At 61.8% G+C, this 12,188-nt stretch carries 11 protein-coding genes and 4 tRNA genes; 8 read left to right on the top strand and 7 right to left on the bottom strand.

What is annotated here, in order from left to right; genetic code table 11:
• Position 1 precedes the first annotated feature (1 nt).
• The 4 genes from OKC41_RS04615 (at position 2) to OKC41_RS04600 (ending at position 404) form a co-directional block, all read left to right on the top strand.
• A tRNA-Met gene (locus tag OKC41_RS04615) sits at positions 2–78 on the top strand.
• Positions 79–124: 46 nt separating this feature from the next.
• Positions 125–199: transfer RNA gene (locus OKC41_RS04610), tRNA-Gln, on the top strand.
• A 36-nt stretch (positions 200–235) separates the two neighbouring features.
• Positions 236–312: transfer RNA gene (locus OKC41_RS04605), tRNA-Met, on the top strand.
• Positions 313–320: 8 nt separating this feature from the next.
• A tRNA-Leu gene (locus tag OKC41_RS04600) sits at positions 321–404 on the top strand.
• Positions 405–648: 244 nt separating this feature from the next.
• On the opposite strand, the gene OKC41_RS04595 is transcribed toward OKC41_RS04600, so the two are convergent.
• On the bottom strand, positions 649–2,481 hold the full coding sequence (locus tag OKC41_RS04595; protein ID WP_042014550.1) for an SLC13 family permease: 1,833 nt from the start codon (positions 2,479–2,481) through the stop codon (positions 649–651).
• A gap of 270 nt (positions 2,482–2,751) precedes the next feature.
• On the opposite strand from OKC41_RS04595, the gene yqfB reads away from it, so the two are divergent.
• From yqfB to OKC41_RS04580, 3 genes are all read left to right on the top strand, one after another.
• The gene (gene yqfB, locus OKC41_RS04590) at positions 2,752–3,084 is read left to right on the top strand and encodes a N(4)-acetylcytidine aminohydrolase (RefSeq protein WP_041215617.1); all 333 of its coding nucleotides are present in this window, start codon (positions 2,752–2,754) and stop codon (positions 3,082–3,084) included.
• An 87-nt stretch (positions 3,085–3,171) separates the two neighbouring features.
• Positions 3,172–4,092, top strand: coding sequence for an alpha/beta hydrolase (locus OKC41_RS04585; protein WP_134996621.1), 921 nt, complete (start codon positions 3,172–3,174; stop codon positions 4,090–4,092).
• A gap of 61 nt (positions 4,093–4,153) precedes the next feature.
• Positions 4,154–4,540: a DUF1622 domain-containing protein gene (locus tag OKC41_RS04580; RefSeq protein WP_010673839.1), complete on the top strand. Its 387-nt coding sequence runs from the start codon at positions 4,154–4,156 to the stop codon at positions 4,538–4,540.
• Positions 4,541–4,644: 104 nt separating this feature from the next.
• Here OKC41_RS04580 and OKC41_RS04575 read toward each other — a convergent pair whose 3' ends face one another.
• Positions 4,645–6,009 carry an MDR family MFS transporter gene (locus OKC41_RS04575; protein WP_042014545.1) on the bottom strand — a complete coding sequence of 455 codons (1,365 nt, stop codon included), beginning with the start codon at positions 6,007–6,009 and terminating at the stop codon, positions 4,645–4,647.
• A 164-nt stretch (positions 6,010–6,173) separates the two neighbouring features.
• Here OKC41_RS04575 and OKC41_RS04570 point away from each other — a divergent pair, with 164 nt between their 5' ends.
• On the top strand, positions 6,174–6,800 hold the full coding sequence (locus OKC41_RS04570) for an HAD family phosphatase (protein WP_201894331.1): 627 nt from the start codon (positions 6,174–6,176) through the stop codon (positions 6,798–6,800).
• 39 nt (positions 6,801–6,839) lie between these two features.
• Here OKC41_RS04570 and OKC41_RS04565 read toward each other — a convergent pair whose 3' ends face one another.
• The 5 genes from OKC41_RS04565 to OKC41_RS04545 form a co-directional block, all read right to left on the bottom strand.
• A complete protein-coding gene (locus OKC41_RS04565) occupies positions 6,840–7,091 on the bottom strand; it encodes a hypothetical protein (protein ID WP_039039590.1) in 252 nt (83 codons plus the stop codon).
• A gap of 181 nt (positions 7,092–7,272) precedes the next feature.
• The gene (locus OKC41_RS04560) at positions 7,273–8,070 is read right to left on the bottom strand and encodes a DUF1338 domain-containing protein (protein ID WP_103259708.1); all 798 of its coding nucleotides are present in this window, start codon (positions 8,068–8,070) and stop codon (positions 7,273–7,275) included.
• 69 nt (positions 8,071–8,139) lie between these two features.
• Positions 8,140–9,609 carry a succinylglutamate-semialdehyde dehydrogenase gene (astD, locus tag OKC41_RS04555; protein ID WP_201894332.1) on the bottom strand — a complete coding sequence of 490 codons (1,470 nt, stop codon included), beginning with the start codon at positions 9,607–9,609 and terminating at the stop codon, positions 8,140–8,142.
• A gap of 67 nt (positions 9,610–9,676) precedes the next feature.
• On the bottom strand, positions 9,677–10,696 hold the full coding sequence (gene astA, locus OKC41_RS04550) for an arginine N-succinyltransferase (protein ID WP_010673834.1): 1,020 nt from the start codon (positions 10,694–10,696) through the stop codon (positions 9,677–9,679).
• 75 nt (positions 10,697–10,771) lie between these two features.
• Complete coding sequence (locus tag OKC41_RS04545) at positions 10,772–11,989, bottom strand: aspartate aminotransferase family protein (RefSeq protein ID WP_201894333.1); 1,218 nt, start codon at positions 11,987–11,989, stop codon at positions 10,772–10,774.
• Between the last annotated feature and the right edge of the window lie 199 nt (positions 11,990–12,188).

The following is a 12,188-nucleotide window of genomic DNA, read 5'->3' as shown; positions in this document are numbered from 1 at the left end:
AGGCTATGTAGCTCAGTTGGTTAGAGCATCGCACTCATAATGCGGGGGTCACAGGTTCGAATCCCGTCATAGCCACCATGTTTGAAAAATGTTCCTTCAATCATCCGATTGCAAAGAACACTGTTGGGGCATCGCCAAGCGGTAAGGCAGCGGGTTTTGATCTCGCCATACCTAGGTTCGAATCCTAGTGCCCCAGCCATTTTTGCTTGTATTCGACGCAAGTCGTGCACAAGACGGCTATGTAGCTCAGTTGGTTAGAGCATCGCACTCATAATGCGGGGGTCACAGGTTCGAATCCCGTCATAGCCACCATTATTCTTGCGGAAGTGGCGAAATTGGTAGACGCACCAGATTTAGGTTCTGGCGCCCTAGGCGTGAGAGTTCGAGTCTCTCCTTCCGCACCATCGAAAGCAGTACCAAACAGACCAGCTCAGGCTGGTTTTTTTGTATCCGGCGTTTGCCGCTCTTCTTCCCCTCTCCACGCCATCGCACGCCTGCAACGCCACCTCATGTATCAACGGCTGAGCCTTGTGCTCTCCTCTGCGACGGCGCAATGCCCTGCTCCGGCGTGATGCCGCCCTTTTCATCTCGCAGAGCACTGCGGGCAATAAAAAGGCGGCCCGCAGGCCGCCATATCGTTTGCTGTCGTCAGAACGGGAAGAACCAGGGGATGGCGATGACGCTCACCACCATCACCAGCAGGGTGAAAGGCACGCCGATGCGCACAAAGTCCATGAACTTGTAGTTGCCCGGGCCCAGCACCAGGGTGTTGACCGGCGACGAGACCGGCGTCATGAAGGCTGCCGAGGCGGCGATGGCGATGGTCATGGCAAAGGGATAAGGCGACACCCCCATCTGATGGGCCGTCCCCAGCGCGATGGGCGCCATCAGCACCGCCGTCGCCGTGTTGGAGATGAAGAGCCCGATGACGGCACAGAGCACGAAGAGGCTGGCCAGCATCACCCTGGGGCCCATCTCCCCCACTGCCGAGATGAGCGCGCCGACGATGAGATCCACCCCGCCGGTCTGCTGCAATGCAAGGGCAAAGGGCAGCATGCCCACGATGAGGATCAGGGTCGGCCAGTGGATGGACTTGTAGGCGCTCTCCAGATCGATGCAGCGGAACTTGCCCATCAGCAGGCAGGCGATGAGCGCCGCGATCACGTTGGGCACGGGATCCGTCACCATCAGCACTATCATGACCCCGAGGGCAATCAGGGCGTGGATGGCCTGGCTGCGGGCCGGCGCCATCTCGTCCACTTCCGCAGGCAGGCCCAGCAGCAAAAAATCGCGATGATGGGTCTGCAACTGACGAATGAGGCTCCAGTTCCCCACCACCAGCAGGGTATCCCCCATCTGCAGCGCCTCGTCCACCAGCTTGCCGGTCAGCGCCTCTCCATCCCGGCGGATCCCCACCACGCTCAGACCGTAACGGGAACGGAAGGTCACCTCGCGGATGCTCTTGCCGAGCAGCCGGGAACCGGGGATGAGGGAGACCTCCGCCATGCCCACCTCCCGCGCCTGGTCGGAGAAATACTCCCCGCGCAATATCATGGGCTCGAGCCGCGCCTCGCTGCAAAACTCCCGCACATCCACCTCGGGATCCGACATGTCGATGAGCAGCACGTCCTTGGCCTGGAACTCGGTCACCCCGGTGACACTGACCATCACCCGCCTGAACTTGCGCCAGCGCTCCATCCCGATGACGTTGGCCCCGAAGCGGGCACGCAATTGCAGCTCGTCGAGGGTCTGGCCGATCAGGGGGGAGTCGGGTCGGATCGCCAGTCGGCGTGCTCGCCCCGCCAGCCGGTAGTCACGGATGAGATCCCGCATGGTGCTGCGTCCCATCTGCTTGCCCTTGCCCTCCTCTCCTTCACGCACCAGACGGTTGCGCATCAGCAGCATGTAGAGGATCCCCATCCCCAGAATGATGACCCCCATGGGGGTGAAGCCGAAGAAGCCGAACCCCTGGATGTCGTGCCGCATCAGTTCACTGTTCACCACCATGTTGGGAGGGGTTGCCACCAGCGTCATCATGCCGCTGATAAGGCCGGCAAAGCCGAGCGGCATCATCAGTCTGCCCGCCGGGATCCCCATCCGGTTCGCCACGCTCAACACCACGGGGATGAAGATGGCCACCACCCCGGTCGAACTCATCACGGCCCCCAGGGTCGCCACCGCCACCATCAGCAGCACCAGCATGCGGGTTTCGCTGCTGCCGGCCACCTTCACCAGGGCATCTCCCACCTGATAGGCGATGCCGGTACGCACCAGCCCCTCCCCCACCACGAACAGGGCGGCAATCAGAATGACGTTGGGATCGCTGAATCCTGCCAGCGCCTGCGGCAGGGTCAGGGTGCCGCTCAACACGAACAGGATGATGATCAACAAGGCGACCACGTCCATGCGGACCTTGTTGGTAATAAACAGGAGAATGGCACCCACCAGCATGCTGAGCACCCAGATCAACTCGGAATTCACACTTGCTCCTTTTGTTCAACGTCAACCACGGCCGGCCTCGGACGCCATCAGACCACAGAGCCCGTCCCCCTGATTTGTTACATATCAAGAAAGAGGAGACCGCATCATCTCACATTCAGGTTCAGTTGCGGCCATTTTACCGGTCAGTGAACGCAGTCGGTCGCCCTTCACATGTCGGGGTAAAAAGTGCTGCACGCTCCCCCCGCCCCTCCTAAAATGGGCCCGCCGCGGCCTGAGCCGCCCTCTCACCCCTTGCCCTTCGGAGACGACATGACCCAGCACACCCCGGCCTACCCGGCATTCACCTTCTTCAGCCGCTTTGTCGCCGACATCCAGGCTGGCCGAAAGACCATCACCATCCGCGACGAGAGCGAGGCAAACTGGCAGCCCGGCCAGCGCCTGGCCCTGTTCACCAACCCGGAACACCAGCCTTTTGGCACCATTGAGGTCATCTCGGTCAAGGCGGTCGCCTTCGAGGCGCTGAGCGACGAGCACGCCCGTCAGGAGAACATGACCCTCCCCGAGCTTAAAGATGTGATCCGCGATATCTACCCCGCACTGCCGCCCCTCTATGTGATTGAATTCGTGCTGATTGAAGCCTGATTTTGTGAGCTGCCTCAGCTAACGCCGGTTGCGCTCACGGGCCAAAAGCGCACAATGACTGTTTTTATATACAGTCATTGGTGTCTTATGGAAAAACAACTCGAACCGGCCATCGCAGCCATGGTGGCAGACTTCATCGCCGCAGGTCGTCCCAAGGCGAGCCAGCTGAGCTGGCAGGCGCGCCGTGACGGCTACCTAGCCTCTGCCCTGTTGGGCGGTGAGCGGGAAGAGGTGGGCGCCATTGAAGAGTGGCAGGCCGATCACCACGCCATCCGCTGCTATCGGCCCGCAGACAAACCGGACCCCGCGTATCCGGTGCTGATCTATTTTCACGGCGGCTGTTTTGTCAGCGGGGATTTCGAGACCCACGATCGCCAGATGCGGATGCTGTGTAACCGGGCCAGTGCCCTGATCTTCGCCGTACACACCCGCCTCGCCCCGGAACACACCTATCCTGCGGCTCACGACGATGCGCTGGCCGCCACGCGGGCCATCATGGCAGAGGTGGAGAAATGGCATGGAGATCCGGCACGTCTCGCCATTGCCGGCGACAGCGCAGGGGGTCATCTCGCCCTGGTCACCACCTTGCGGCTCAAGGCTGCCAGCGCCCCCTTGCCCAAGGCCCTGCTGCTTCTCTATCCCATGCTGGATGCCCTCTGCGAGAGCCAAAGCTACCGCGATCTCGGTGACGACTACCTCATCACCCGGGACATGCTCGCAAGCGGTTTTCACGCCTACCTTGGCAGCCTGCCCCCCAGCCATCCCGAAGCCAGCCCGCTCCACCATCCCGCCCTGTCAGGATTACCGCCGACCCATATCGTCACGGCGGAATATGATCCGCTGCGCGACGAAGGGGAAGCCCTGTATGGCAAGCTGGTGCAGGCTGGCGTCGATGCCACTTGCCAGCGGCAGCATGGCGTCATCCATGGCTACTTCCAACTGGCGGCCATCAGCCCTGCCGCTCGTCAGCTCATCGACCAGATAGCCATGATGCTCAGAAGACTCTGAGTTGGAACCGGCCCCCAAGCCGTGTTAAAAGTGTCTCTTTTGAATCAGAGAGGTAACCCGAGTGTTCGAGATAGCGAGCCTGAAAGAGGGTATGATGCACGGAGTGGAGCTGTTCCAGCTGCTGCTGGAGATCATCTCCATCGCCTGCGTGGTCATCGGCCTTGGCAAGACCCTCTGGCTGGCGGCCAGAGTGCGGGATCACGAGCCCGGCTTTCCCCGTATCCGCCTCTGCTTCGGCAGCTGGCTTATCCTGGCGCTGGAGTTCCAGCTCGCCGCCGACATCCTGGCCACCACAGTGGCGCCGAGCAAGGAGGAGCTGGTGCGCCTCGCCATCATCGCGGTCATCCGCACCTTCCTGAACTACTTCCTCGGCAAGGAGCTCGATGCCCAGGCCGAGCGCCAGCAACCCGAGCCTGTCAGGTCACCTTCCCGCCCCGACGCCCGATGAGCAGGCTGAGTGGCACAAGGCCACGACACGGAAGGAAAGGCACCAGCCTGATCCCATGAAGAGGGCTCCCCGCGGGGAGCCCTCTTTGTATCCGATAGCAACCATCAGGCGTGCTTGCTGGCCAGCTCGTGGCGCTTCAATGCCAGCAAGGTGACCAGCAGGGCGGCGGTGGCGATCAGCGCCATGCCGATATAGGTGGCGCTGAAACCGGGTGCCAGTTCGGCCGGGCTCAGGCTGGCCAGATTGGGGCTGCTGCCTGCTGGCAGGGCGGCATGGAACAACACAGCGCAGATGGCGACACCGACCGCCCCGCCCAGCTCCCGGCCGAAGTTGAACAGGGACATGCCGATGCCGCGATCTTCTCGCGGCAGGGCATTTTGCACCACCACCGACAGCGCCGGCAGCACCAGACCAAGGCCGATACCGGCAAACGCCAGTCCCAGTCTGGCCCAGACGTCGAAGTGGATCTGCCACAGGGCCAGCGCTGCCAGGGCAAAACCTGCCACCACGAAACGCTTGTAGTGACCGGTGCGACCGATGAGCTTGCCGCCGACGAAGGCACCCGCCGTGATGCAGACCATGAAGATCACCATGATCTCGCCACTGTCACTGGCGCTCATCCCCTTTTGCCACTGCATCTGCAACGGCAGGTAGACCAGCACGGCAAACATCAGCAACTGCGAGGCCAGCGCCAGCAGCACGCTCACCAGATAACCCGGCAGGCGCACCAGGTGGGCTGGCAGTATGGGGTCGTGCGCCCGCCGCTCAGCCAGGACGAGCAGCAACAGGGCAACCCCCAGCGCAGCCGCGAGCCAGACGGCGGGCAAGGCCGCTTCCGGCGAGAGCAGCAACAGGGTGAGGGTGGTGACCGTAATGAGCAGTGCCGCTCCCTTCCAGTCGAAGCGGCTGTGGCGACGCACATTGAGGTGACCCAGATTGCGGTTCACCAGCCAGAGGGCGATGGCACCGAGAGGCAGATTGATCCAGAAGATCCAGCGCCAGCTGAGCTGCTCGGTAAAATAGCCACCGAGCAGCGGGCCTGCGATGCTGGAGACCGCATAGACCGCCGAGATATACCCCTGATACTTACCCACCTCCCGTGGCGGAATACAGTCGGCGATGACGGTGAAGGCGAGCGCGATCAGCCCCCCGCCCCCCAACCCTTGCAGCACGCGGGCGGCCAGCAGGGTCGGCAGATCCTGGGCCAGGGCGCAGGCCACGGATCCAGCCAGAAACAGGCCGATACCGATGTTGAGCATGCGTACTCGGCCGAACATGTCACTCAACTTGCCATAGATGGGCAGGGCCGCAGTGGCCGCCAGCAGATAGGCGGTCACGACCCAGGTGAGGGCGGCACCGGCGTTCAGCTCAACTCCTATGATGGGCAAGGGCGTGGTGACGATGCTCTTTTCCAGTGAGCCCAGGGCGATCACCAGGGCCACGCTCGAGAAGACGGTTTTGGGGGACATAGGCAGGCTCGCTCATGTGAGATATCGGCATAGGGGGTGCAAGGCACATTATTGTCTCATAAATCATTAGCCGATGGTCAAAACCACTGCCAACCATGATGAAGGTCGCGACATCTGCGCGCCGGATCTGCTAGGGTAAGTCTTTGCCGAAGAGGACGCCCCCCATGCCCCACTCATCCCCCTGCGATCATCACCAGAGTGAACAGCCCCGATTCGACGAGTACGACGCCCTGATCTTCGACATGGATGGCACCCTGGTGGACTCCATGCCTCTGCACCTGGATGCCTGGGAAATCACCAGTGCCGAGTTCGGCCTGCCGTTTGATCGGGCACAGCTCAACGAGTACGGCGGCATCCCCACCCGCAAGATAGTGACCATGCTGGCAGAGCAGCACGGGATGACCATCGACGTGGAAGCCTTTGCCCGGCGCAAGGTCGCCCTCTACCTGGCACGGATCGACGACGTCCGGGTGTTTCCCGCCATGTGGGAGCTGGTCAGGCAGTACCACGGCAAGGTGCCCATGGGCATAGGCACCGGCTCAACCCGGGAACATGCGGCGCACATCCTGCGTCAGACCGGGCTCGATGCCTTCATCTCCGTGCTGGTGAGTGCCGATGATGTGGTCAATCACAAGCCCCACCCGGACACCTTCCTGAAAGTGGCCGAGCAGCTCGGCGCCAACCCGGCCAACTGCCTGGTGTTTGAAGACACCCGGATAGGCATTCAGGCGGGCAAGGCCGCCGGCATGACCACCTTGCTGGCCACCGAAGGGACGCTGCAACGGGTGTGAGCGGTGCGGGCCCATCCTAACCGACGGACCCGCACCAGCTTACTCGGCCTCATTCTCCCCCTCCTTCCCACCTGCCGGTGCCGGGCCGTCCGGCCGCTCAAATCCCAGATCTGACATGCAGTTGTCAAATTCCGACTCCCCCGGTTTGCCATGCTCCTTGCAGCTCTCAAACGCCGCTTTCATCTCGGCCGACAGCTCGTGCGGAGGCTTGGGCGGGGTACGGCTGCCCTGATCGCCCGCTGCGGCGGTCAGAGTAGTGAGGGAAAACAGCAAAGGCAGAACAATCTTCATGGTATGACTCCAAAACGGGTGGCATACACCGGCACGGTGCGGCGATGGCCCACGGCAGCGGACGGCATCATGCTAGCGAATCGCCGCGAACTGATGGGTCAAGGGGAGGTAAAGAGGGTGTCAGGTCGGCGTAAATCCATAAAAAAACGCCCCAGGCGGGGCGTTGTTTTCATGGCGGCCATTACATGGCGTTGGTGGATTCGAAGATCTTGTCGGCCGACGCTTCGACGAAGCCAGGGTAGAGCACGCCATCGGCCTGCGGGTAGCGCAGGGCAAACTCGTAAAAGCAGCTCGGGATGGTGCGCACGCCGTCGCTGAAGGGCACCTCGGCCTTGTCTGCCATGGTGGAGGATTGCTCCAGCATCACCTCGGGATCGCCCTTCACCTCGCCGCCAACGGTGTTGAGCACGAAGCCTGCCGCCTTGAGCGCCGCATTCACCTGCTGGATGGTGTCGAAGTCCTTCAGGCGGTTGATGTTGACGGTGAAGTGGTTGGCACGATAACCCCAGGCGGCCATCCAGGCGGCATACTCGCTCTCTGCCAGCAGGGTCTGGTAGTCGGTGTGGGAGACCTGCCAGGGCGCGCCGGCGTAGAGGAAGGCCGGGGTGTCGGTGAGGTGATCGGGTACCTGATCCACCAGCTTGTGGATGATGGCCTGGGCAACTTCGGAGAGCTCTTCCACCTTCAGCTCGCTGATGAACACCTTGGGCGCATCAGGATCTTTATGCTCGAAGTGTTTGGCATAGAGCTTCTTGGCCTTGAACACATACTCGCCCTTCTCTTCATACCCCAGGGCGCGGAAGTGGGCCGCCAGTTTCTCGAGACCGAGCTTGGGCAGGTTGTAGGTCCGAAACGCCACGTGATCGTTGATGATGGGGGCACCGCCGCCCAACAGTTGATGAACCTTGTGAGCACTGGGGGTGACCTGAATGTAGTTGTCCCACAGATGGCCAAACAGGGTGTCGATATCCTTTTGCATCTCTCTTTCCTTTGATTGCGGGTACAGACAGGGGCACCTGTTCAGTGCCCCTCTTTTATTTTCTTGTTATCAGAAGGTCAGACCGGGAGACAGCTGATCCGGCATAGCAGCCTTGCTGTCTTCGACGGAGGCGACCGGGTAAGCACAGTAGTCGGCGGCGTAGTAGGCGCTCGCCCTGTGGTTGCCGGAGGCACCGATGCCGCCGAAGGGGGCGGCACTGGAGGCGCCGGTGATGGGCTTGTTCCAGTTGACGATACCGGCACGGATCCGCTTGAAGAAGTGGTTCCAGTCCGCTTCGTTGTCACCGAGCAGACCGGCCGAGAGACCGAAACTGGTGGCGTTCGCCTTCTCGATGGCCACATCGAAGTCGTCGTAGCGAATGAGCTGCAGCAGCGGGCCGAAGTACTCTTCATCCGGCAGCGCGCTGACCGCGGTCACGTCTATGATGCCCGGGGAGACAAAGCCGGTGCCCACTTCCAGGTGCTTGAGGGCAAGCAGGCTTTCACCACCTAGGCGCTGCAGGTTGGCTTGCGCCTCGACCATGCCGAGTGCGGCCTTCTCGCTGATCATGGCGCCCATGAACGGCTGCTCGGCGGCGTCATAGAGGCCGACCTTGATCTGGCCGACCACCTCCACCAGGCGCTTGACCAGGGCATCGCCCCGCTCGCCGCGCTCGACAAACAGACGGCGCGAGCAGGTGCAACGCTGGCCGGAGGTAATGAAGGCGGACTGCACGATGGCATGGACGGCGCCGTCAATGTCGCTCACATCTTTCACGATCAGCGGGTTGTTGCCACCCATCTCCAGTGCCAGGATCTTGCCCGGCTGGCCGGCAAACTGCTGATGCAGGAAGTGGCCGGTACGGGAGGAGCCGGTGAAGAAGAGGCCGTCGATGTCCGGGTTGCCGGCCAGCGCCTTGCCGGTGTCGACCTCCCCCTGCACCAGGTTGAGCACCCCCTTGGGCAGCCCCGCCTCCTGCCACACCTTGACCATGGCTTCAGCCACCATGGGGGTCAGCTCGGAAGGCTTGAACACGACCGCATTGCCGGCGATGAGCGCCGGCACAATGTGGCCGTTGGGCAGGTGGCCCGGGAAGTTGTAGGGGCCGAACACGGCCACGACGCCATGGGGCTTGTGGCGCACGAACGCCTTGGCGCCCGGCATGGGGTTTTCCACCGTGCCGGTACGCTCGTCATGGGCGCGGATGGAGATGGCAATCTTGCCCTGCATGGCCGCCACTTCGGTGCGGGTCTCCCACAGCGGCTTGCCGGTTTCACGGGCGATGGTCAGGGCCAGCGCCTCCTTGTGCTCGCCGAGCAGGTCGGCATAGCGGCGCACGATGGCAAGGCGCTCTTCAAGGGCCAGATCGGACCAATGGTAGAAGGCCGTGCGGGCCGCCTTGACGGCCGCATCCACCTGGGACTGGCTTGCCGCCTCACCACGCCAGATCACCTCGTTTTTGGCCGGGTCGATGGATTCGAACGGCTTGCCTTCACCGGCCAGCCACTGGCCATCGATAAACTGGACTAAAGACATCATCAATTCACTCCCTGTGGGTACGCAGGCCGCCTCGGCAGCCTGTCTCAATGCTGTGCTGCGGGGCGGGTCAATCCAGATCGACGACGCGCACCATGTCGCCATTTTCCACCTTGAGGGCGGCCGCCATCTTGGGCGGAATGATGGCTTCGTGCTTGTCCAGATCGACCCGGATGTTGCCGTAGCAGGCGCGGTATTGCTCGAACCTGGCGTTGCAGATGAGGTAGGTATGGCCGCCGATGGGTTCACCCACCAGCACCGCCAACTTCTGGCTGCGGCGCACGCTGCGAATGTTCTTCACCTCGCATTCAACGGTGGGGCCTGCGTCGAAGATGTCGACATAACCGCGATTCACGAACCCCTCATCCTGCAGCATCTTGAGGGCAGGTCGGGTCTTTTCGTGGGTCTTGCCGATGACGGCGCGCGCCTCGTTGCTCAGCAGATTGACGTAGATGGGGTACTTGGGCATCAGCTCGGCGATGAAGCGCTTCTTGCCGATGCCGGTCAGATAGTCGACGGTGGGAAAATCCATCGAGAAGAAATGTTTTTGCAGCCACTCGTAGAAGGGGCTGTGGCCATTGCCATCGGAGACACCACGCATCTCGGCAAAGACGGTACTGTCAAACAGCTCGGGGTGTTCGGCCATGAACAGGAAACGGTGCTTGGAGAGCAGACGGCCGTTGAGCCCCTCGCGGGCGCATTCACGCAGAAACAGGGTGCAGAGCTCGGAATTGCCGGTGTAGTCGTTGGAGAGGGTGAGGGTTTCCACGACATTGTAGATGCCGAGCTTGGGAGAGGAGTGCACCACCTTGCCGATGTGATAGTTGTAAAACGCCTGGGACAGGCCGACCGCCGCGTCGATGGCGCAGGTACCGACCATCTCCCCGGTCTCCAGATCCTCGGCCACGAAGAAATAGAGGCACTCGCCCTTGCCAGCGGGCTTGTCCAGGAAGGTCTGGGTCGAGGCATCGATCTTGCGTTGCAGCAGCTCGTCGTTGACCGGCAAGGATGTCATGCCGGTGCCGGATTCGATGGCACAGGTCTTGAGGCCGGCGAAGTCGCGCTGCTCGATAGGACGGATAACCAACATAAATGACAACTCCCTTTCATTGACGACAGGTGGGGTCCCGGCTCCTGCCGGGAGGGCTCCCCACCTCAATTTGGATCAGGCGTTGACCACCTGAGCGACCGCTTTCTCGAACCGGGCCAGCCCTTCCTTGATGTCCGCTTCCGGGATCACCAGGGAGGGGGCAAAACGCACCACGTTGGTACCGGCAACCAGCGCCATCAGGCCCTGATCGATGGAGGCGAGCAGGAAGTCGCGGGAGCGGCCCTTGAAGTCATCGTTGAGCACGGCGCCCAGCAGCAGGCCCTTGCCGCGCACTTCGCTGAAGCAGTGGTACTTGGCGTTGATGGCTTCCAGCCCTTCGCGGAACAGCTGCTCGCGCTGCTTGATGCCGCTCAGCACTGCCGGGGTGTTGACCACGTCGATCACCGCCTCGGCCACGGCACACGCCAGCGGGTTGCCGCCGTAGGTGGAGCCGTGAGTGCCCACTTTCAGGTGGGAAGCGATCTCGGTGGTGGTCAGCATGGCCCCGATGGGGAAGCCGCCGCCCAGCGCCTTGGCGCTGGTGAGGATGTCCGGCGTGACGCCCAGACCCATATAGGCAAACAGCTCGCCGGTACGACCGACACCGGATTGCACCTCGTCATAAACCAGCAGGGCGTTGTGCTTGTCGCACAACTCGCGCACCCCTTTGGCAAACTCGTCGGTGGGGCTGATGATGCCACCCTCGCCCTGCAGCGGCTCCATCACCACGGCGCAGGTGTTGTCGGAGATGACGGCAGCCAGCTCCTCCAGGTTGTTGTAGGCGACGTGGGTGATGTCGGCAGGCTTGGGACCGAAGCCATCGGAGTAGGCAGCCTGGCCGCCGACGCTGACGGTAAAGAAGGTACGGCCGTGGAAGCCTTGGTGGAAGGCGATGATCTGGGTCTTGTGGGCCCCGAACTTCTCGATGGCGTAGCGGCGGGCCAGCTTGAGGGCCGCTTCGTTCGCTTCGGCACCGGAGTTGCAGAAATAGACCTTCTCGGCGAAGGTGGCGGCGACCAGTTTCTTGGCCAGGCGCAGGGCCGGCTCGTTGGTCATCACGTTGGAGAGGTGCCACAGCTTCTCACCCTGGGATTTCAGGGCCTCGACCAGTTTGGGATGGCAATGGCCCAGGCCATTGACCGCGATCCCGCCCGCGAAATCCACATACTCGCGGCCTTCCTGATCCCAGACACGTGACCCCTCGCCGCGCACCGGGATGATTTTGGCCGGCGCATAGTTGGGAACCATCACTTCATCAAACACTTCACGTGTCACTGCCAACAACTCTGACATATTGCTCTCCTGCTATCTCGCGGCAGAATAATCCACCGCCCAAAAGTTAAATCCGTGTAAACATGGCGGAATTATCACAGAAAAAAAGTAAAAAGTCTGTAACTTAACCGCCTATAAGGAACAATGTTCGATTGCCTTTGAGATTTTAGGCAACCGCATTGCATAACGGCTCAGGGGGTGTTGGCAAGAGATAATTTGG

This window comes from Aeromonas sp. QDB17 (assembly GCF_027705305.1).
Classification (GTDB): domain Bacteria; phylum Pseudomonadota; class Gammaproteobacteria; order Enterobacterales; family Aeromonadaceae; genus Aeromonas; species Aeromonas caviae.
Note: the sequence above shows the minus strand (reverse complement) of the source record. Positions and strands in the feature narration are given on the sequence as shown.